General features: G+C 69.5%; 15 protein-coding genes. 6 read left to right on the top strand and 9 right to left on the bottom strand.

Going from position 1 to position 20,069, the window contains the following annotated elements:
- The first annotated feature begins 4 nt into the window (after positions 1 to 4).
- Positions 5 to 1,921: a sensor histidine kinase gene (locus OTERR_RS03095; RefSeq protein ID WP_149426412.1), complete on the top strand. Its 1,917-nt coding sequence runs from the start codon at positions 5 to 7 to the stop codon at positions 1,919 to 1,921.
- Positions 1,899 to 2,534: a response regulator transcription factor gene (locus OTERR_RS03090; protein ID WP_054621053.1), complete on the top strand. Its 636-nt coding sequence runs from the start codon at positions 1,899 to 1,901 to the stop codon at positions 2,532 to 2,534. The genes OTERR_RS03095 and OTERR_RS03090 overlap by 23 nt, the downstream gene beginning before the upstream one ends.
- A gap of 20 nt (positions 2,535 to 2,554) precedes the next feature.
- Here the strand turns inward: OTERR_RS03090 and OTERR_RS03085 are convergent, their stop codons facing one another.
- From OTERR_RS03085 to OTERR_RS03065, 5 genes are all read right to left on the bottom strand, one after another.
- Positions 2,555 to 4,249, bottom strand: a complete 1,695-nt coding sequence (locus tag OTERR_RS03085; RefSeq protein ID WP_187775289.1) for a rhomboid family intramembrane serine protease — start codon at positions 4,247 to 4,249, stop codon at positions 2,555 to 2,557.
- A gap of 168 nt (positions 4,250 to 4,417) precedes the next feature.
- Positions 4,418 to 7,522 (bottom strand): molybdopterin dinucleotide binding domain-containing protein, encoded by a 3,105-nt coding sequence (locus OTERR_RS03080; protein ID WP_149424825.1) that lies wholly within the window; start codon positions 7,520 to 7,522, stop codon positions 4,418 to 4,420.
- Positions 7,523 to 7,543: 21 nt separating this feature from the next.
- Positions 7,544 to 8,647: an NrfD/PsrC family molybdoenzyme membrane anchor subunit gene (gene nrfD, locus OTERR_RS03075; protein WP_149424824.1), complete on the bottom strand. Its 1,104-nt coding sequence runs from the start codon at positions 8,645 to 8,647 to the stop codon at positions 7,544 to 7,546.
- Position 8,648: 1 nt separating this feature from the next.
- The gene (gene dsrO, locus OTERR_RS03070; protein WP_054621049.1) at positions 8,649 to 9,440 is read right to left on the bottom strand and encodes a sulfate reduction electron transfer complex DsrMKJOP subunit DsrO; all 792 of its coding nucleotides are present in this window, start codon (positions 9,438 to 9,440) and stop codon (positions 8,649 to 8,651) included.
- A 316-nt stretch (positions 9,441 to 9,756) separates the two neighbouring features.
- The gene (locus tag OTERR_RS03065) at positions 9,757 to 10,179 is read right to left on the bottom strand and encodes a c-type cytochrome (protein ID WP_054621048.1); all 423 of its coding nucleotides are present in this window, start codon (positions 10,177 to 10,179) and stop codon (positions 9,757 to 9,759) included.
- A gap of 302 nt (positions 10,180 to 10,481) precedes the next feature.
- Between OTERR_RS03065 and OTERR_RS03060 the strand changes: the two genes are divergently transcribed.
- The 3 genes from OTERR_RS03060 to OTERR_RS03050 all read left to right on the top strand — a co-directional run bounded on the left by OTERR_RS03060 (position 10,482) and on the right by OTERR_RS03050 (position 14,761).
- Positions 10,482 to 10,862: a RidA family protein gene (locus tag OTERR_RS03060; RefSeq protein ID WP_149424823.1), complete on the top strand. Its 381-nt coding sequence runs from the start codon at positions 10,482 to 10,484 to the stop codon at positions 10,860 to 10,862.
- A gap of 205 nt (positions 10,863 to 11,067) precedes the next feature.
- Positions 11,068 to 13,092 carry an ATP-dependent DNA helicase RecG gene (gene recG, locus OTERR_RS03055; protein ID WP_246154431.1) on the top strand — a complete coding sequence of 675 codons (2,025 nt, stop codon included), beginning with the start codon at positions 11,068 to 11,070 and terminating at the stop codon, positions 13,090 to 13,092.
- Between the two features lie 157 nt (positions 13,093 to 13,249).
- Positions 13,250 to 14,761, top strand: coding sequence for a hypothetical protein (locus tag OTERR_RS03050; RefSeq protein ID WP_149424821.1), 1,512 nt, complete (start codon positions 13,250 to 13,252; stop codon positions 14,759 to 14,761).
- 166 nt (positions 14,762 to 14,927) lie between these two features.
- On the opposite strand, the gene OTERR_RS03045 is transcribed toward OTERR_RS03050, so the two are convergent.
- Together OTERR_RS03045 and OTERR_RS03040 are read right to left on the bottom strand one after the other, a co-directional pair.
- The gene (locus tag OTERR_RS03045; RefSeq protein WP_149424820.1) at positions 14,928 to 15,590 is read right to left on the bottom strand and encodes a dihydrofolate reductase family protein; all 663 of its coding nucleotides are present in this window, start codon (positions 15,588 to 15,590) and stop codon (positions 14,928 to 14,930) included.
- A gap of 325 nt (positions 15,591 to 15,915) precedes the next feature.
- Complete coding sequence (locus tag OTERR_RS03040; protein ID WP_054621045.1) at positions 15,916 to 16,842, bottom strand: LysR family transcriptional regulator; 927 nt, start codon at positions 16,840 to 16,842, stop codon at positions 15,916 to 15,918.
- Positions 16,843 to 16,947: 105 nt separating this feature from the next.
- Between OTERR_RS03040 and OTERR_RS03035 the strand changes: the two genes are divergently transcribed.
- A complete protein-coding gene (locus OTERR_RS03035) occupies positions 16,948 to 17,985 on the top strand; it encodes a sodium-dependent bicarbonate transport family permease (protein WP_149424819.1) in 1,038 nt (345 codons plus the stop codon).
- Between the two features lie 7 nt (positions 17,986 to 17,992).
- Here the strand turns inward: OTERR_RS03035 and zapE are convergent, their stop codons facing one another.
- Together zapE and OTERR_RS03025 are read right to left on the bottom strand one after the other, a co-directional pair.
- Positions 17,993 to 19,279: a cell division protein ZapE gene (gene zapE, locus OTERR_RS03030; RefSeq protein ID WP_149424818.1), complete on the bottom strand. Its 1,287-nt coding sequence runs from the start codon at positions 19,277 to 19,279 to the stop codon at positions 17,993 to 17,995.
- The gene (locus OTERR_RS03025; RefSeq protein ID WP_149424817.1) at positions 19,276 to 20,064 is read right to left on the bottom strand and encodes a TSUP family transporter; all 789 of its coding nucleotides are present in this window, start codon (positions 20,062 to 20,064) and stop codon (positions 19,276 to 19,278) included. The genes zapE and OTERR_RS03025 overlap by 4 nt, the downstream gene beginning before the upstream one ends.
- Positions 20,065 to 20,069 lie beyond the last annotated feature (5 nt).

Here is a 20,069-nt window from a genome sequence, read left to right as displayed (position 1 = left end):
CGGGATGGAGCGCCGCTGGCGCAGGCTGCTGCTCGGCGGGCTGGCAGCCCTGGCCCTGGCCGCCGCCCCGGGCGCCCAGGCCACCCCCACCGCGCGGTCCCCGGCCCCCTCACCGGCGGCGGCAACCACGACACCGGCTGTACCGACCGCCCCCACCGACACCCCGGTGCGCATCGGCGTGCTCGCCTACGAGGGGGTGGAGGCAGCCCATTACGACTGGTCTCACGTCGCCGAACGGCTCAACGCCGCCCTGCCAGGACGGCACTTCGTCCTGGAGTTCTACGACAACGCCGGGCTCGACGCAGCGGTACGCCAGTCCCAGGTGGAATTCGTCATCACCAACGGCGGCCACTACGTCACCCTGGAAGCGGCCCTGGGCGTGTCCCGCGTCGCCACCCTGGACGCCCCCTCCGCCGACTCGTCCGCCGCCGTCGGCTCGGCGATCATCGTCCGCGCCGAGCGCCGCGACCTCACCAACCTGGCCGATCTGGCCGGCAAGAAACTGGCTGCCGTGTCGCCGGACGCCTTCGGCGGCTACCTGGTGGCGGCCCGGGAATTCCAGCGCCAGGGCATCGACCACGAAAGCGCCTTCGCCGAACGGCGCTTCGTCGGCTTTCCCATGTCCCAGGTGGTGGAGGCGGTGGCCAACGGCAGCGCGGACGCCGGCATCGTGCGCGCCTGCCTGCTCGAGAGCATGGCCCAGGCCGGCCGGTTGCGCCTGGCCGATTTCCGCGTGTTGGCCAAGCGTCAGGTGCCGGGCTTCCCCTGCCTGCTTTCGTCCGACCTGTACCCGGACTGGGCCATCGCCACCACCGCCGCCACCGCTCACGACTCGCCCCAACTGGCCAAGGCGGTGGCCACCGCCCTGCTCTCCATGCCGCCCACGCCGGAAGGCATGGCCTGGACCGTGCCGGCCGACTACCAGTCGGTGCGCGAGCTGTACCGGGAACTGCAGACCGGCCCCTACGCCTACCTGCGCGAAACCACCCTGCAAGGGCTGGCACGGCGCTACTGGCCCTGGCTGGTGCTGGTCTTTCTCGCCCTGACCGGCTGGGTGATCCACGTGGTGCGGGTCGAGTACAAGGTGCTGGCGCGCACCGCCGAACTGCGCGCCGCCCTGGCCGCCCGGGACGAGGCCGAGGCGCGCATGCGCCACCACCAGGAGCAGTCCGAGCACCTGTCGCGCCTGTCCATCCTGGGCGAACTGTCGAGCACCCTGGCCCACGAGCTCAATCAGCCCCTGGCCACCATCGGCAACTACGCCAGCAGCCTGCGCCGCCGCCAGGAAGCCGGACGCCTCTCCCCCGAAGCCGTCAGCGAAGCCAGTCAGGAAATCGCCGCCCAGGCCGACCGGGCGGCGGCGATCATGCAGCGCATCCGTGCCTTCTCGCGCAAGCGCGCGGCGGTGCGGGAACCCCGCGCCCCGGGCGAGGTGGCCGGCGAAGCGGTGGCGCTGCTCACCGGCATGATGGCCAACGCCCCCGAAATCGTCGTGGACGACCGGCTGCCGGCGGAAACCACGGTGGACATGGATCCGTTGCAGATCCAGCAGGTGCTGGTGAACCTGCTCAAGAACGCCGTGGACGCCACCCAGGGCCTGCCCGCAGCCCGGCGCACCATCACCCTGCGCCTCGCCCCCGATCCGGAGCGGCCGGCCGACAAGGTGCGCGTGGCGGTGATCGACCAGGGCCCCGGGCTGTCGGCGGAACTGCGCGCCCGCCTGTTCGAGCCCTTCTTCACCACCAAGCCCGACGGCCTCGGCCTGGGCCTGGCCATCTGCCATTCGATCATCGAAGCCCACGGCGGCCACCTGTGGGCCGAATCCGCTGCCAATGCCTTCCCGGGCAGTCATAATGCCGATATCACCGGCCTCGCCCTTTGCTTTACCCTACCCTGCCATGAGCACGACCTTGCCTCTTGAAGACGCCCTGATCCACGTGGTGGACGACGACGCCGCGCTGCGTCGCTCCATCGCCTTCCTGCTCGAATCGGTGGGCTGGCGGGTCGCCACCTACGCCAGCGCCGAAGCCCTGCTCGACGCCTACCGGCGCGGCCCGCCGGGCTGCCTGGTGGTGGACATCCGCATGCCCTCGATGAGCGGCCTGGAACTGCAGCAGGAATTGCAGGCCCGGGGCTTCCGCATCCCGGTGGTGTTCATCACCGGCCATGCCGACGTGTCCCTGGCGGTGCAGGCGATGAAGCAAGGCGCCGCCGACTTCATCGAAAAGCCTTTCAAGGACCAGACCCTGATCGACGCCGTCGGCCACGCCGTGCGCAAGAGCGGCGAGCTGATCAGCGCCGCCCAGCGCGCCGAGGACGCCCGCCGCGCCCTGGAGGCCCTCTCCCCCCGGGAAATCGAAGTGGCCCGGCTGCTCGCCCTGGGCCACCCCAACAAGCGGGTGGCGTCCAAGCTCGACATCAGCGAGCGCACGGTGCACGCCCACCGCCAGCACATCATGGAAAAGACCGGGGTCAGCTCTGCCGCCGACCTGGTGCGCCTGATGCTGGCCGCCGACCCGAAGAGCCTGGACTAGTCACGGCGCACCGGCTGCCCTCACGGCCGCAGGTTCATCGGCTGGATGATTTCCGGCACCAGGGCCGTGGCTTCCTTGAGATAGGCGGAGCCGGCCAGTACCAGGGCCTGGTCGTCGCGCTCGACCCCCTGGCCGATGGCCCGCAAGCCGTCCTGGCGCAGACGGATGAACCGCAGCAGCAGGTCGCGCCGCCGCGCCATTTCGCTCCCTTGGGTGCGCACCTGGAGGACTTGCCGCTCCAGCCCGGCATAACCGTCCTGGGTGGTGCGCAGGGCCTGGAGCAGCTCGGCCGGCGTGCCACCGCCTCCCGGCGCGGTCAGGCGCTTACCGGTATCGCCCAGCTGTTTTTCCACCTCGCCAAGGCGCCGGGCGATATCTACCAGTTCGCGCCGCGCCCGGTAGTCCACCTCCAGGCGTGGCGCCGCCAGTACCCCGGCCAACACCACCAGCCCGCACAGCAGCGCCCCCGCCCCCATCCGCCCCGACAGCAGCGGGATACCGCCGCCGACCCGGCGCAGCGGATTGCCGACGATGAAGCCCAGGGCCAGGCCGGCGACCAGACCGGCGCCGTGGGCGGCGTTGTCGGTACCGGCCTTGCCCATCCCCTGAATGAAGATGTAGCCGGCGAAAATCGCCCAGTTGATGAACAACTGGCGCCGCGCCGAGGGGGGCAGGAACTCCCGGTCGGCGGCGAGAAAGGCGAGCAGCAGGCCGATCACCCCGAAGATCGCGCCGGAGGCCCCGACCCCGACCGCATCGGCGTGGAAGATCAGGGTGGCGGTCGCGCCGACCAAGCCGCACAGCAGGTAGCAGGCGGCGAACGGAGCCGAACCGTAGATGCGCTCGGCCAGACGGCCGAACACGGTAAGGGCGACCATGTTGCCCAGCAAATGCCCCAGCCCGCCGTGCAGAAAGGTGGCACTGAGCAGACGCCACCACTGGCCGTCGGTGGTGAGGGGCCCCAGGTTGCCGCCAAAGCGGGCCAGCACCTCGGGCGCCGCAGTGATCCAGCCGCCCCCAGCCAGCCCCACCACCAGGTAGAGCAGCAGGTTGGCGGCGAGCAGGCCCCAGGTCACCGGGGTGCCCCGGTCGAGGGCCGCCAGGCGTTGCTGAAAGTCCTTGTGCGAATCGCGCAGGGTGAGCAGGCCGTCGTCCCGGGTGTCGGGCAGGCGGGCAAAGAAACGCCCCGCCTCCAGGCCGTCGGCAAAGGACAGCACTGCCCGCCAGGGTTTGCCCTGGCCCACCACGACGAACGTGACCAGATCCCCGTCCCGGGCCGCGTTGCGCACCTCGGCCAGAGCGAAGCTCCAGCGCCGCCGGGCAAAGGCGAAGGGCCGGCGCAGGCGGGCCTCCACCTCGAAGCGCGTCCCCTCGACCCGTACCGTGCCCTTGCCTGTGAAGCGGTTGTCCTGGTGCAGGAAGGTCTGGAATTTCACCGCCAGGGCCAAGGGCGGCAACGCCGCCTCGATCGGCGTGGCGCTGGCCGGTGCGGCCAGCGCCATCAGGGTGCGGTAGGCCTGATGCGCCGCCGCCAGCTGCTCGGCACCAGCGGGATGACCGGTGGCGGCATGAGCGCGCAAAGCCTCCAGCTGGCGGGCATAGGCGGCCCGGATGTCATCGGGGGAGGCATCCAGGGGCACCCCCAGGAGGATCCAGGGATCGGCGCCGGCCCCCGTGGCAGCGGGAGGCGTGGTGGCGTCAGGGGTTACGGACATGGCAGTAGCGCTCGGGGCGGGATGGCCGAAATGACTGAAATGATATCGGAATAATGCGGCACCACCATGACAAACGGCCAGCGCGACGCCTACCGGCATCCACGCTGGCCGCCTGCGCCAGGGCCGCCCCCCGGCGGCCCTGGCTGCTGCGCTTGCCCGGCTAGCGGGTTACACCCGCACCACCTTGGCCGGCAGGCCCTGGCGCACGGCGGTGCCGGACACCGGGTCCACCCACAGGCCCCGATCCTGGCGGGTCGGGTCGGGTACCCCCAGGTCGTTGAGGTTGATGCCCGCCGCCAGATGCGGCTTGTGGGGCTGCTCCCGGTCGCCGATCCGGTGGGCGCGGGCCCCCAGCTCCTTGTGGCCGAAGCCGTGCTCCACCGCCACCACGCCGGGCATCACCCCGCCGTGCACCAGCACCCGGGAGCGCACCGCGCCGCCCGGGGTGCGGATCTCCACCCGGTCGCCGGTGGTCACGCCGATGGCCTCCGCGTCCTGGGGATGGAGGATGACCGGGTTTTCCGGATGGACCCCGAGCAGCCGGTCGGCGGCGATCGAGTAGGAGTTCTGCAACGCCGACTTGAAGCTGATCAGCTGCATCGGCCACTTGCTCTCCGGATAGACCTGACGCACCGGAGTGCCGTCGGCGAAGCGGGCCGGCTGCCAGCTCGGACAGCCGACGAAGCGCTTGCCGGTGATGCTGTGGCGGCTGCCGCCCACGTTGTCGTTCCACACGTGCAGCATGGCTTTCAGGCGGTTGCGCATCCACTCCGGGTTGTCCTCGTCGCGGACGTCCTTGGCCGGCTGGTAACGGCCGCCCCGGCTGAGCAGGAAGGCCACCTTGCGCACCTCCTCGGGCTTGAGGGTCGCTTCCAGCAGCGGGCGCAGGCGTTCCACCCCGGCCAGGATGATGTCCTCGTCGCTGGCGTCCGCCACCGGCTCCTTGCCCAGCCAGGCGATGTTGGCGCCGCCGCGCAGGTACCAGTCCTCGGCGCGCTTCAGAGGATAGGTATTGCCCTCGGCGTCGCTGATCGCCTTGTCGCCGAAGCCCGGCAGATCCATGGCCTTGGCCAGGGCGATGAAGAAGCTCTCCATGGCGATGGGCTGGCCGTCGGGCGTCTTGGCCGCCTTAGCCTCCACCACCGGCCAGCGGGCGGTGCACGCCTTGGTCGGCACCCCGTTCCAGGCCGAGGCCCAGCCCCAGCTCTCGTAGAGCAGCGAATCCGGGACGATGTAGTCGGCGTAGGCGTTGCTCTCGTTGATCAGGGGGTCGATGGAAATGATCAGGGGCAGCTTCTTCGGGTCAGCCAGATCCTTTTCCACCTGGCGACGCAGGCCGGGGATGCCGTAGAGCGGGTTGCTGCTCCACAGGATCAGGGCCTTGAGCGAATAGGGATAGCCGGACAGGGCCGAGGTGAACCACTCGGTGACCAGCCCCGGGGCGTTGGGGAACCAGGGGGCCTGGGCCGGATAGGCCTTGCCGGCGGCCTTGTTCTTGGCGAACTCGCTGGTCTTCTCGAAGGGCACGTTGCGCCCCAGGGGAATGCCCGTGGGCTTGACCATGCCGGCGAAGCTGTCCAGGTTGTAGCGCGGCCCCTCGCCGTCGTCCTTGAAGCCGCCGCCGTTGGCCACCAGGCCGCCGGGACGGTTCACGTTGCCGATCAGAACGTTGAGCATGATCACGCCGAAGGCGTTGTAGAAGCCGTTGCCGGCCATCATGCCGCCGTGGGCGATGGCCGCCGCCTTGCGGCCGTGGGCGGTGAATTCCTCGGCCAAGCCGGCGATGACGTGCTCGGGCACGCCGCAGTCCCGGGCGTAGTCGGCCAGGGTGTGGGCCTCGGCCTCTTCCTTGAGCAGTTGCAGGGCCGACTTGACCCGCAGGGGCTTGCCGCCGACCTCGATCTCGGTGTCCACGAACAGGGGCGCCGGGCCCTTGGCCTGGCCGATCGGCACCGGCTTGCCGCCGGCGTCGAGGGGGCCGCTCAGGGTGACGAAGGGGTCCGCCTCCTTGTTGCGGTCGGCCTCCTCTACAGGGAGCCCCAGGTCCGAGCCGCGCAGCATGCGCCCTTCCCGGGGGTGGCCGGGCTGGGCCACCACCAGGTGGGTGGCGTTGGCGAAGGACGGCTCGCCGGCGGCCTCGGCCAGGGCCTGGTTGGGCAGGGCCAGGAAGTCGGCGTTGATGCGGCCGTTATCGAACATCCAGCGGATCATGCCCATCACCAGGGCGCCGTCGGTGCCCGGGCGGATCGGCACCCAGCGGGCCCGGTCGCCCACGGCCCGGTTGTCGGCGTTGGTCAGCACCGGGTCCACCACCACGTAGTTCATGGCGCCGGTGGTGCGGGCCTTGGCGATCAGGGTGCCCTGGCGCTTGAACGGGTTGCCGGCCTGGCCCGGGGCGGTGCCGATGAACAGCACGAACTCGGCGTTCTGGAAGTCGGGCTTGCCGTGGGGCATCTTCTTCATGTCGCCGAACACCGCGCCGGAACCGGAGCGGTAGGCGCCGCCGCAATAGGAGCCGTGGCCGACGAAGTTGAGGGTGCCGTAGGCCTTCTGCATGAAGCGCCGGGCGAAGTTCTCGCGGCCCTCGTTGGTGCTGTTGAGCACCGCCACCTGGTTCACCTTGGGGCCCAGCTCGGGGCGTTCCGGGTCGATCGGCGAGAAGTCGCGCAGGGCCTTGAGGCCGGCCACCGGCCCTTCGCCGAACAGGTCGCCGCCCTCGGTCACTTCCTTGACCAGCTGGGCAAACGAGATCGGCTGCCAACGCCCGGAATTGCGCGGCCCCACGCGCTTCAACGGGGTGAGCACGCGGAAGGGCGAATCCATCTGCTGCAACACGGCGTTGCCCCGGCCGCAGGCGGTGGAGCGCCCGGCCAAGCCCTTTTCGTTGAAGCGGGACAGGGCGACGAAGCTGTCGCGCACACTGGCCTTCATCGGCAGGTGGGGGTCGGTGGACAGGGGGCTGTAGGGGTTGCCGGCAACGCGCAACACCTTGCCGCTGGCCCGGTCGATGCGCACCCGCACGCCGCAGAAGGTGGTGCAGCCGGTGCACATGGTGTAGCTCACCTGCTGGGCCGGGTTGATCCACAGCTTGCCGCTGGCCGGGTCGATGCGGAACTCGGGTTCCGGCGCCTCGCCGGCGGTCTTGTGCTTGGGCGCGTCGTGGCCGAGGACCTTTTCGCCCATGCGCACGGCGGTTTGCGAGAACCCAGCGGCGAAGGCGGTGGCCCCGCCGGCGGCGAGCATCTGGCGACGGGAAAGTTTGGGCAGTTTCATGATGAACCCCTCGAAAAGCGCTCAGGCGCGCCCGGCGCGACGGTTGGCGTCGCCCCAGGGCAAAAAGGATGTGAGGAGGATGAAGAGCAGCAGCCACAGGCCGGCGGTACCGACGATGCCGAGCAGGCCGTCGTGGCCCAGGGGCAGCTGGTAGCGGTAGTAGCCGGCGCCGATTTTGGGAATCTCCTGGCCGCCAATGAACACGGTCCAGCGCATCATCCAGGCCGAGTGCAGGGCGATCAGCCCCACCAGCAGACCGTGGGCGGGACGGCGCCAGGCCAGCCACAGGGTGGCGGCGGCGGAGCCGGCGGCCCACAGGGCGGTGATGCGCCAGGCGGCAGAAGGCGCCACCTCGGCCAGGGCCTCGGCGTGGCTCGGCGACAGGCCGAACAGGCCCAGGGCCAGCCACAGGGCGCCCACCGCCAGGGCGGCCACCTGGGTGGCAGCGAGCACCCGGTTGAGGCGCGGCAGGGTCTCGGCCGGTGCCGCGCCGAAGCGCCGCTCCAGCAGCAGCACCAGGCCCACGGCGCCGGCCAGAGCGGTGACGGCGAACTGCACCGGCAGCAGCGGCGTATCCCACAACGGCCGGGCGCGCACCACCATCACCTCCATGCCGGTGTACAGCAGCACCAGCAGCGCTCCCAGGCCGGTGAGCAGGGCGGCGGCGACCATGGCCGTGGGGCTTTCCAGGCCGCCGTAGGCCAAGCGCCGGTACCAGGGCGCGAGCAGCGGCGCGGTGTCCGGCGCCTCGGCCAGGCGCAGCAGGGTCGGCCGCAGGGCCAGCCAGGCGTAGAGCATCAGCCCGCCCAGATAGAGGGGAATGAAGAAGGCGCCCCAGGCCATCCAGGAGCCGAAGTTGGGATGCAGGTAGAAGTTGAGGAAGCGCCCCGGCTGGTGCAGGTCGGCGAGCAGGGCCACCGGCGCGGTCAGGCCGCACAGCAGGGCGGCGAGCAGGGCGCGCCGGGAAATGCCGGCCCAGCCCGGGCGCTTCAACACCTCGCCGGGCAGGGACAGCAGGAAGGCACCGGCAGACAGGCCGATCAGGAAGAAGTACTGGACCGCCCAGGGCAGCCAGGCCACGTCCCGGGCCACATTCACCACTTCGACGATTTGCGGGTTGGTCATGTCAGCCTCCGTGGCTCTTGGGTTGCCAGGTGAGCCCGCTCAGGGCCGGGGTCTGGGTGCCGTCCACCTTGCCTTGCAGGCGGTCGTCCAGGCCGATATAGAACACCTGGGGCCGGGTGCCCTGTTCGGGCTTGAGCACCTTCAGCTCGTCCTGGGCGTCGGCCATCAGGCGGCGGATTTCGCTCTTCGGGTCGTTCAGGTCGCCGAACACCCGGGCACCACCGACGCAGGTCTCGACGCAGGCCGGCAGCAGCCCGGCCTCGACCCGGTGGCTGCAGAAGGTGCACTTGTCGGCCTTGCCGGTGTGGTGGTTGATGAAGCGGGCGTCGTAGGGGCAGGCCTGGACGCAGTAGGCGCAACCGACGCAGCGCTCGCCGTCCACCAGCACGGCGCCGTCTTCGCGCTTGAAGGTGGCGCCCACCGGGCACACCGGCACGCAGGGCGGGTTGTCGCAGTGGTTGCACAGGCGGGGCAGGACGTGGGTGCCGGTAACGGCGGCGGCGCCCTCGCCGGTGGTCACCGCGTAGGTTGATACCACGGTGCGGAAGCTGCCCTCAGGCACCACGTTTTCCATGATGCAGGCCACGGTGCAGGCCTGGCAGCCGATGCACTGGCGGGCATCCACCAGCATGCCCCAGTGGGGCTTGGCGTTATCGCTGGCCGCTTCGGCGGGCAGGGCCGCCAGGGAAGCCGCGCCGGCGGTGATCGCCGGCAGCACCTTGAGGAAGGCGCGGCGCCGGCAGTCCGGGGCATCGCCGCCGGGGCCGGGAGAGGAACAAGGGAGGTCGTGCATGACATCGCTCCGGAAGGAGGAAGGGACGATGTCAGGGTAGGCCGGCAATACCCCTACGAAAATTGTGGGGATAGCGCAGCCAGCTAGGCGCAACTGCCGGTACGGCTAGGTAAAAGTACCTAGCGGGTCTGCCGGATCCGGCAATGGGGGATGGCATAACCGGCGATCGCGGGCCTGCCCCAGGCCGGCCCGGGGGAGGCACCGCGGCGGCGGCTGCCGCAGCCAAGGGGCGCCGGTGAAGAAGGAAGGCGTAAACGACAACGGGGAGGCTCTCGCCTCCCCGCCGGTACTGCGCGGAACTGAACCGAAACGGAACTTACTGGGCCTTGGAGACGAGGAAGTCCACCGCCGCCTTGACCTGGTCGTCGGACAGGGAGGGGTTGCCGCCCTTGGCCGGCATCATCCCGGCCTGGCCGGTGAAGCCTTCCAGGGCGTGCTTGTACAGGGTGTCCTTGCCCTGGGCGATGCGCGGTTCCCAGGCGGCCTTGTCGCCGACCTTGGGTGCGCCGGCAACGCCGGCGCCGTGGCACATGATGCAGACTTGCTTGTAAGGCGCCTCGCCTTCGGCGGCGTGGCCGGCATCGGCCGCCGGGGCTGCGGCCTGGGGCGCCGGCGCGGCAGCGGCGGGAGCCGGGGCCGGAGCGGCGTCGGCCTGGGGGGCTTCCTGCTTGCCGCAGGCACCCAGGGTGACGGCGAGCAGGGCAGCGGCGAGCAGGGAGAGGGCGGAGGACTTGTTCACGGTAGAGACCTTTCTGCGTATTCAGGAGAGGCGCACCCTGCAAAAGCAAGGGCGGGCTGGCCGGCGGATTCTAGGAAAGACGGCCATTTCCGCCTTTGATGGATGCTAAAAGCGTCATTCGCCAGCGAACAACGGGGCGCCAACGCACCCCGGCGCCGCCCTACGTCCCGCCACCGGCCGGTCTTGCCGCGCCGGTGGCGGGCCCCGGACACGACCGGACTCGCCCGCAGGCGTCGCCATCCTTTACCATGCGGTCCTTACCGGGCGCCCGCGCCCATCCCCACCCGACCCAGGAGACCGCCATGGCCCGTACCATCATCGCCACCCCCAACGCCCCCGCCGCCATCGGCACCTATTCCCAGGCCGTCAAGGTCGGCGAAACCGTCTACATGTCCGGCCAGATCGGTCTCAACCCGGCCACCATGCAGCTCGAAGAGGGCATCGACGCCCAGATCGCGCGCGTCTTCGACAACCTCAAGGCCGTGGCCGAAGCCGCCGGCGGCAGCCTCAACGACGCGGTCAAGGTCAACGTCTTCCTCACCGACCTGGGCAACTTCGCCAAGGTGAACGAGGCCATGACCCGCTACTTCGCCGAGCCCTTCCCCGCCCGCGCCGCCATCGGCGTGGCCTCCCTGCCCCGGGGCGCCCAGGTCGAAGCCGACGCCGTGCTGGTGATCGGCTAAGTCGCCTCGATTTAGCCCCGTTCCCTTGCCGCCCCGCGCCGCCAAACCCACGCCCCTCGCCGCCTCCAGCGACGGCGCCACGGCGGCCGCCCGGCCCCCGGGCCGGGGCCCCGACGGGCGCAAGGCCCCGGCGGCGGGCAAGGGCGCGGGGGCCAAGAAGGGCGCCAAGCCGGGCAAGCCCGCCGCCGGCAAGGGCCGGGACGACCTGTTCGCCAAGCTGGGCCTGACCCGGCTGGAAGACTTCGCCCTGCACCTGCCGATCCGCTACGAGGACGAGACCCGGGCCTACCCGGCCGGCCAGGCGCCCCTGGGCGCACCGGTGGTGGTGGAAGGCCGGGTGGCGGACGTGAACGTCCAGTACCGGCCGCGCCGCCAGCTGGTGGTGAAGCTGATCGGCAGCGGCGGACGGGAAGCCTGGCTGCGCTTCCTCAATTTCTACGGCAGCCAGACCCAGCAGTTCGAGACCGCCCGGGACAACGGCCGCCTGGTGCGGGCCTTCGGCGAGGTGCGCCCCGGCTTCTTCGGGCCGGAACTGGTCCATCCGCGCATTCGCGTGGTGGACGACGGCGAGGCCCTGCCCGACCGGCTCACTCCGGTGTATCCGACCACCGCCGGCATCTCTCAGCCGGTGCTGCGCAAGCGCATCGCCGTGGCGCTGACCGCCCTGCGCCAGGCCGGCGGCTTTGCCGAGACCCTGCCGGAGGCGGTGCGCGCCGACCTGGGCCTGCCCTCCCTGGACGAGGCCCTGACCCTGCTGCACGCCCCGCCGCCGGAAGACGACTTCGCCGCCCAGCTCGAAGAACTCTCCGACCGGCACCACCCGGCCTGGCGCCGGGTCCAGTTCGACGAACTGCTCGCCCAGCAGCTATGCCTGCGCCGCGCCCACGCGGCGCGCCGGGCCAAGGATTCCCCGGCCTTGACCGGGGCACCGACCCTGACCGATGCCCTGCTGCGCCGCTTGCCCTTCGCCCTCACCGGCGCCCAGCGGCGGGTGTGGGACGAGATCGCCGCCGACCTGGCCCAGGGCCACCCGATGCAGCGCCTGCTGCAAGGCGACGTGGGCAGCGGCAAGACGGTGATCGGCGCCCTGGCCGCCCTGCGTGCCATCGAATCGGGCTATCAGGCGGCCTTCATGGCCCCCACCGAAATCCTCGCCGAGCAGCACTACAAGAAGCTGCGCGACTGGCTCGACCCCCTCGGCATCGAGGTGCTGTGGCTCACCGGCAGCCTCAAGCCCAAGGCCAAGCGCGAGATGCAGGCCCGGGCCGGCACCGACGGCCAGCTGGTGGTGGGCACCCACGCCCTGATCCAGGACGGGGTCGAGTTCGCCCGCCTGGGCGTGGCCATCGTGGACGAGCAGCACCGCTTCGGCGTGGCCCAGCGCCTGGCTCTCAAGCAAAAGGGCGGCAACCCCCACCAGCTGATGATGTCGGCCACCCCCATCCCGCGCACCCTGGCCATGACCTACTACGCCGACCTGGACGTGTCGGTGATCGACGAACTGCCGCCGGGGCGCACGCCGATCCGCACCAAACTGATCTCCGACGCCCGCCGCGACGAGGTCATCGCCGCCGTGGACGGGGCCTGCGAAGGCGGCCGCCAGGCCTACTGGGTATGCCCCCTGATCGAGGAATCGGAAGCCCTGCAATTGCAGACGGCGGTGGATACCTTCGAGCACCTCAAGACCGACCTGCCCCACCGCCGCATCGGCCTGGTGCACGGGCGCCTGAAAGCCGACGAAAAGGCCGCCGTGATGGCCGCCTTCGCCGCTCACGAACTGGACGTGCTGGTGGCCACCACAGTGATCGAGGTCGGGGTGGACGTGCCCAACGCCAGCCTGATGGTGATCGAGCACGCCGAACGCTTCGGCCTGTCGCAGCTGCACCAGCTGCGCGGCCGGGTCGGCCGGGGCGCGGCGGAATCGGCCTGCGTGCTGCTGTTCGGCCACCCGTTATCGGAAACCGCCCGGGCGCGGCTCAAGGTCATTTTTGAAAACACCGACGGCTTCGCCATCGCCCGAGAAGACCTGCATCTACGCGGCCCCGGCGAATTCATCGGCCACCGCCAGAGCGGCGTGCCCATGCTGCGCTACGCCGACCTAGAGCGGGACACCGACCTGGTGGACGCCGCCCGCGACACCGCCGCCTGGCTGATCGCCCATGCGCCGACTACCGCCGATGCCCACCTGCTGCGCTGGCTGGGGGGGCGGGCGGATTTGCTGAAGGTTTGACTCCGGGAACTGGAGGCGACGCAGCCGCTGATGACGGGCCAGGACGACGGCCCTTCGTAAGCGCATGGCAGGTGGACATCTTGGCGGTTCATGTCGTTCCAGCTTCTGTGCTCTACAGGCAACTCTTAGCCAATTACCAAGCCACAATGGAGCAGCCATGAAGACCAACATCGAGGATCACTTTCGCGGACTCTGGAAGCGATCACAAGCTCCTGGCGCGGGGCCTCTCTCGGCTGAAGCCATGCAATCCTGGGCAGAAGCTCGAGGGCTGATTGTCTCCTCATCCCAGGAGTGCAAAGTTGGACTCTTCCGGCCAATCCCCGCTGTAATGCTGGATTTAGCTGGCACGAAAGCTTGCTTCCCAATGATTTCAATGGACAGCCCCGAATGGAAAGCGAATCGGGCAGCCGCAGACAAGCAAGCGAATCTTTGGAAGAAGGTCGAATGGTTCGGCCCGCTATGGATTTCCCATAGCAACATCACAAAGCTTCTTGCAGACATTCAGTATTGCTCCGCCAAGCAAGCGATTCAGTACTTCGACTATCACATGTCGACGGCCTATACCCTGCCGTTTCAGGCAGTGTGCATCGCTCAGCTCCTACCCAAAACCCGGAGCATGGCGGGCTTCGCGCCATTAGCCCGAGAGGCCTACCTTGCCTTCTATAGTGGGCACCGTGCCTCAAGCGTTGCGGCGCTGATCCCCGTTATCGAGGGAGGCGTAAAGCGGATCGCGAGCACAGAGCCTTCGCTGAAGGTGGGTGACGCCGTCGATGCGGTGATCAATCGAGCTATCGGGTTAGCTGCTGATTTGCATTTCGCTGGTATGTGGGTGCCGGACCAATACCGAACAGTGGACTACTTGTTTGGTCAGGATGAACGAGTATTCGTCTTCGAGACTTTTCGGCGATGGCTTAAGGAATGCTTCTTTCAGGACAGTGACAAGTACAGTGGAATCACCTGGCTTAACCGACACCTGTTTGCACACGGACTCTCGACCGAATGGCAGTTGTCATCCAATTTCTCGAGATTGATCGTCGCAATCACCACCTTGGGTGTCATCGAAGCCTGGCATGACGAAACCAATGTCGTACCACTTCTTTTCCCCGAGATGGACGACGACAGCACATTGCTCTGGCAGCAGGCGCTGCGTCGCGGGCAGATTCAGATGGCACTGAATCTCCAGGAACAGGGGGAGTTTCAAACCAAAGGTCGGTTGGTTCCCGAACTTCCTACCGATAACGGTGTGACTCTTAGAAAGGCCGTCTTAGCGGAAGACGCAATCAAAGACTTGGTACGGCCCCTACGAAATGCCGGATGGAATGTCCACATCACAGAGCCGGACAAAGAGGCTTTGTACGTGATCGCAACAGCCACGAGCGGTGACAGCTGTCTTGTGGCTGCGCTGTTATTCAGCTGTGCAACTGCAAACGAGTTGTACCGTAAGTTGGCCGAAACGGCTGACTTTATTCTTTATCGAGGCTCCCCCTATGAGCAATCGATGTACGCCGCAGGTATCACCGTACACGTCGGCCCTGTCGCTGGATGGTGCCCACCGCAGGCCCCACAAACCTACCTTGGTGATAGCGCTCCCAGGCAATTCGCGAGCATAGGTAGTCGCATCCTCCGTGCGGTTCGGACATTCCTCTTCAGAATACGCGGAGGTGCTTAGAGGAACGATCGCAGCCCTTAAAAAGCAGACAAAAACGGGGCAGCCCAAACCCTAGGCAGGACGCGGTTCTTCACGCGCCCACCTCCAACCTCAAGCACTGGCGCGGCTCTCCAAGGCATCACCGCCAAGAACAAGCATTGGCGCGCCTTTCCAGCCACCGCTAACGTTAGGCGTCCGTCTGCCCGTGGCGGCGCAGGACGACATGGGTGGCCTTTTCCGAGGCGACGAATTCCACGCAGTCGTAGCCCAGCGCCCGTAAATCAACCCCCTCGAACAGCGGCTCGCCCCGGCCGAGCAGGACCGGCGAGATGGCGATGTGCAGTTCGTCGATGAGGCCCGCACGGAGGTACTGGCGGATGGTGTTCGGCCCGCCGCCGATGCGCACGTCCTTGCCGGCGGCGGCCTCCCGGGCCCGGTCGAGGGCTTCGCCAATGCCGCCGGTGATGAAGTGGAAGGTCGTGCCGCCGGCCATGGCAAGGGGGGGGCGGGCGTGATGGGTCAGGACGAAGGCGGGCACGTGATAGGGCGGGTTGTCGCCCCACCAGCCTTTCCAGTTGTCGTTCGGCCACTCCCCGCGAATGGGGCCGAACATGTTCCGCCCGAGAATCCAGGCGCCGACGTTCTCAAAGCCGCGGGCGGCGAAATCGTCGTCGATCCCGGTGGCCCCGCCGTCCTTGCCGAACAGGGCCCGCTGGAAGGTGCGGGTCGGGACGAGCCACTGGTGCAGATCCGTCCCGCCAACGCCGAGCGGATTGTCGATGTCCTGATTCGGCCCGGCGCCGTAGCCGTCGAGGGAGATAGTGAAGCCGTCAACACGAACGCGAGTCATCGTTTGCCTCCGGTTAGGTGCTTAACCGGATTTATAGACCGCCAATTGCAGGGCTTGGCGCAACCATCGCCGCTCATGACCGCCCATGGCCGACGGCGGCCTGCGCGCAGCCAGTCACCACGACGCTATTTCGCCGACGCGGACCTAATCGAGTGAACGCGGGGAAACGATGGGCAGGGTGAAAAATGAGGTAGCCCAAACGCAAGGCAGGGCGCGGATCTTCACGGCACCATCGCCAAACTCAAGCACTGGCGCGGTTCTCCAAGGCATACCCGCCAAGAACAAGCATCGGCGCGCCTTTCCGGCCACCGCCTGAACCATTCCCCTACCCCGCCCGGCGTTCGTCGCCGCGCCGCTCCAGCCAGTCCCGGGCGGTGCGTTCCAGGTGGTCGAGGAACACCTGGGCCACCGGGGAGAGGCGCTTGCCCCGGGGGTAGAGGGTCCACCAGTTGGAGAGGACGGGGAAGCCCTGCACGTCGAGCACCGTCAGCTGGTCCTCGGCCAGGTGGGCGGCCAGGGCGTGGCGGGACACCACCGACAGGCCCAGGCCGCCGGCCACCGCCTGCTTGATCGCCTCGTTGCTGCCCAGTTCCAGCCGCACGTTGGGGGCGAAGCCCTGCTGGGCGAAGAAGGCGTCGCAGGCAAGGCGGGTACCGGAGCCCTGCTCGCGCAGCAGGAAGCGCTCGCCGGCCAGGGCCGCCAGGGGGATGGCCGGGGTGCCGGCCAGGGGATGGTTCTCCGGGGCGATCACCACCAGGGGGTTGGGCAGGAAGGCGTGGCGCTCCACGTCGATGTGGGCCGGGGGCATGGACATGATGTACAGGTCGTCCCGGTTTTCCAGCAGGCGGGCCACCACCCCGTCCCGGTTCTGCACCTCCAGGGCGATGTCGATGTCCGGGTGGCTGGCGCAGAAGCTGCCCAAGAGGCGCGGCACGAAGTACTTGGCGGTGCTCACCACCGCCACCCGCAGCCGGCCCCGGGTGAGGCCCTTCATGGCGTCGATGCGCTGCTCGAAGGCGGCCCATTCGTCCACCATGGCCCGGGCCGTCTCGGCCAGGGATTCCCCGGCGGCGGTCAGGTAGAGGCGCTTGCCGATCTGCTCGTAGAGGGGCAGGCCCACCGCCTCGGCCAGCTCCTTGAGCTGCATCGAGACCGTGGGCTGGGTGACGTGGCAGGCCCGGGCGGCGGCGGTGATGCTGCGCTGCTCGGCCAGGGCGAGAAAGAGGCGCAGCTGGCGGAAGGTGACATTCATAGATTTATCTCTATATATAAAATAAAAAGAATCGATTTTTATATATTCTACGCCGCCGCTACCATCGGAGTCCTCTTCCACCCGGCGCATGCGCGCGTGATTCCGATGCAAACCCTCCTCGATCCGGCCATTCTCTTCTTCGTCTTCGGTGTGCTGGCCGGCACCCTCAAGTCCAACCTGGAAATCCCGCCCCAGATTTCCCGTTTTCTCTCCCTCTACCTGCTGATGGCCCTGGGGTTGAAGGGCGGTTTCGCCCTGGCCCATTCAGGCCTGACCCTGGACGTGGCCACCACCCTGGGCTGCGCCGTGCTCCTGGCGGTGCTGGTGCCGGCCCTCGGCTACCAGGTGCTGCGGCGTTTTCTCAACGGCTACGACGCTGCCAGCATCGCCGCCACCTACGGCTCGGTGAGCGCCGTCACCTTCATCACCTCGATCCAGTTCCTGGAAAGCCGGGGCCTGCCCTACGGCGGCCACATGGCGGCGGCCATGGCCCTGATGGAATCGCCGGCCATCATCATGGCGGTGCTGTTCGCCAACTCCCTGCGGCGGGGCGTCACCCTGGCCGCGCCGTCCATGGCGGTCAATGCCGGCGGCGGCACCCTGGCCCTGGGTGGCCTGCCCGGCAGCGGCGGCCGGAGCGCGCCGACGCCCCTGGGCAAGATCCTCCACGAATCGTTCACCGACGGGGCCCAACTGCTGCTGCTCGGCGCCATGGCCATCGGCATCCTCACCGGCGAGGCCGGCAAGGCGGCCATGGCCCCCTTCTCGGTGGATCTGTTCAAGGGGATGCTGGCCTTCTTCCTGCTCGACATGGGCCTGATGGCCGCCCGCAGCATGGGCGAGCTGAAGGGCAAGTCGCCCTGGCTGGCCGCCTACGGCATCCTCGCCCCCCTGTGCCACGCCACCCTGGCCCTGGGCCTGGCCCTGCTGCTCGGCATCGGCCCGGGCAACGGCGGGCTGCTGATGGTGCTGGCCGCCAGCGCCTCCTACATCGCCGTGCCGGCGGTGCTGCGCTACGCGATTCCCGAGGCCAACCCGTCCCTGTACCTGGGCATGTCCCTGGGCATCACCTTCCCCTTCAACATCCTGGTCGGTATTCCCCTGTACATGACCGTGGCCCACGCGGTGCTGGGCCGGGGCTGACCCCGGCTCAGGCGCCCCGGGAGCCGGCGCGGTCCGGCACCCGGGGCGAGCGCCGCGTCATTTCCGCCAGCCGGCTGGCGCAGCGGCGCAGGTCGCGTCCGAGCAGCCGGGCCAGGTCCGGCGCCCCATCGAGCAGCTCATCCCAGGGTGAGGTGGCTGTCGCCGCCAGGGCCACGCCGGCCTCGTAGGCGGCGTCGATCAGCCAGATGAAGCGGCGCAGGGCATCGCCGTCCCGGGGGCCGAAGCGCGGCACATCGCTGATGGCCAGCCGCGGGGCCTGGAGCGCCAGGGCCAGATAATCCCCGGGGGAGCGGGGCGAGCCGCACAGGGCGGCAAAGTCGAACCACAGGCCGCCCTCCCCGGCGCCAGCCCGGGCGCGCACGGGTATCGGCCGACCGGCAAGGATGAGCTTTTCCCCACCCGGGTTTGCAACGCCCTTGCTTGCAGCCCCCGCCGCGTCCCCCGCCCTGCCGCCGAACGGCAGCCCCAGCCAATCCGCCAGGGCAGTGTCACCCTCCGCCGCCGTGGCGCCCACCCACCAACGGGGGGCCGCTGCCGCCCCCTGCAGGCGGTAATCCTGCCCTCCATCCACCTCCAGCAGGTCGCAATGCCGGGCGATGAAGTCCGCCACCGGCTGGTAGCGGTCGGCCTGGGCCTGATGGAAGGCCGTATCCGGCCACAATTCGGCGGGAGGATGGTTGGCGGTGAACACCAGGGCCGCCCCCGCCGCGTGGATGGCGGCCAGGGCGCGGCCCAGGATCAGGGCATCGGCGATATCGTGGGCGTGGAACTCGTCGAGCACCAGCAGTCGGGCGCCGGCCAGCAGGTCGTCCACCGCCTGGGCGAAGGCATCGTCGGCACCGCCCTCCCGGGCGGCGGCGATGGCCCGGTGTAGGTCGGCGAGAAAGGCGTGCTGGTGGCGGCGCAGCACCGTCCCCGGCGGCAGGGACGCCGCCAGCAGGTCCACCAGCAGGGTCTTGCCCCGGCCCACGCCGCCCCACAGGAAGAGGCCCCGGGGCCCCGCCGCCCCGGGCGCCGATTCGACGCAGCCGGCCACCGCCGCCGCCAGCAAGGCCAGCCGGGTCAGCGCCCGCTGCTGCGCGGCATCGGGGATACAGCCGCGGGCCGCCAGGGCGGCGGCGAGGCAGTCGCGCCAGGGATCGGGCGAAGGGTGCCCGGCGGAGGGGTGAGGCGGCGTGGCGGCCGTGGCAGCGGCGGCGTCAGTGGTATAGGCCGCGTCGGCCGATACGGCAGGCACCTGGACAAGGCGGCATGGGGCGGAAGTAGAGGTCATGGCGCCCATCCTACCTTGGCCACCAGGGCCAGTCCCGCCGCCAGCAGGGCCAGGTTAAGCACCCGGGCGAAGCGCTCCCGGGACAGGCGCAGGTCCAGGTGGTGGCCCAGCCAGATTCCGCCGAACATGGCCGGGACGGCCAACAGGGCGAGCAGCAGCAGGGAACCGTCGATCAGCCCGGCCAGGGCGCACAGCACCACCCGCAATCCGGTGCTCAAGGCCATCAGCACCGCCTGGGTGGCGCGGAAGGCGTCTCGCTCCGGCAGGCGCCGACCCAGGTAGGCGGCGTAGAGAAAGCCGCCGCTGCCGAACAAGGCGCCGAGCAGCCCGCCCACCAGGCCACAGGGCACGGCCCACAGTCCGCCCAGGGGCGCGCCAGCCGCCGGGCCCCGCGCCGGGCGTAGCCCCCAGGCACCGTACGCGGCGACGAACAGCCCCAAAGCCAAGGCCAGGGCGTTGGCCGGCAGGCCGGCGAGCAGGGTGACCCCGAGCACCTGGCCCGCCGCCATGCCCGGCAGCAGCCGGGCCAGCTCGCCCCGGTCGATGCGCCGCCGCGCGCGCCAGCCCCGGGCGGAGGCGCCCACGCAGTCGAGCAGGGCCAGCAGCGGCACGATGCGCGCCACCGGCAGCACCGCCGCCAGGGGCGTGGCGGCGATCATGGCCGAGCCGAAACCGACCAGGGTAAAAATGGCGTAGGCGGCCACCAGGGCCAGGGCCGCCACCAGCAGGGCGGCCGGGGACTGCAGGGGGCCGCCCAGGAAGGCGGCATCGAAGGGAAGGGTCATGGCGC

It is taken from the genome of Oryzomicrobium terrae (genome assembly GCF_008274805.1).
GTDB classification, from domain to species: domain Bacteria; phylum Pseudomonadota; class Gammaproteobacteria; order Burkholderiales; family Rhodocyclaceae; genus Oryzomicrobium; species Oryzomicrobium terrae.
This window is presented reverse-complemented; position numbering and strand designations above follow the sequence as displayed.

What these genes read in the sequence shown, in the direction of transcription:
- OTERR_RS03095 (WP_149426412.1), top strand. Translation starts at nt 5, where the DNA reads ATGGAGCGCCGCTGGCGCAGGCTGCTGCTCGGCGGGCTGGCAGCCCTG.
- OTERR_RS03090 (WP_054621053.1), top strand. Translation starts at nt 1,899, where the DNA reads ATGAGCACGACCTTGCCTCTTGAAGACGCCCTGATCCACGTGGTGGAC.
- OTERR_RS03085 (WP_187775289.1), bottom strand. Translation starts at nt 4,249, where the DNA reads ATGTCCGTAACCCCTGACGCCACCACGCCTCCCGCTGCCACGGGGGCC.
- OTERR_RS03080 (WP_149424825.1), bottom strand. Translation starts at nt 7,522, where the DNA reads ATGAAACTGCCCAAACTTTCCCGTCGCCAGATGCTCGCCGCCGGCGGG.
- nrfD (WP_149424824.1), bottom strand. Translation starts at nt 8,647, where the DNA reads ATGACCAACCCGCAAATCGTCGAAGTGGTGAATGTGGCCCGGGACGTG.
- dsrO (WP_054621049.1), bottom strand. Translation starts at nt 9,440, where the DNA reads ATGCACGACCTCCCTTGTTCCTCTCCCGGCCCCGGCGGCGATGCCCCG.
- OTERR_RS03060 (WP_149424823.1), top strand. Translation starts at nt 10,482, where the DNA reads ATGGCCCGTACCATCATCGCCACCCCCAACGCCCCCGCCGCCATCGGC.
- OTERR_RS03050 (WP_149424821.1), top strand. Translation starts at nt 13,250, where the DNA reads ATGAAGACCAACATCGAGGATCACTTTCGCGGACTCTGGAAGCGATCA.
- OTERR_RS03045 (WP_149424820.1), bottom strand. Translation starts at nt 15,590, where the DNA reads ATGACTCGCGTTCGTGTTGACGGCTTCACTATCTCCCTCGACGGCTAC.
- OTERR_RS03040 (WP_054621045.1), bottom strand. Translation starts at nt 16,842, where the DNA reads ATGAATGTCACCTTCCGCCAGCTGCGCCTCTTTCTCGCCCTGGCCGAG.
- OTERR_RS03035 (WP_149424819.1), top strand. Translation starts at nt 16,948, where the DNA reads ATGCAAACCCTCCTCGATCCGGCCATTCTCTTCTTCGTCTTCGGTGTG.
- zapE (WP_149424818.1), bottom strand. Translation starts at nt 19,279, where the DNA reads ATGACCTCTACTTCCGCCCCATGCCGCCTTGTCCAGGTGCCTGCCGTA.
- OTERR_RS03025 (WP_149424817.1), bottom strand. Translation starts at nt 20,064, where the DNA reads ATGACCCTTCCCTTCGATGCCGCCTTCCTGGGCGGCCCCCTGCAGTCC.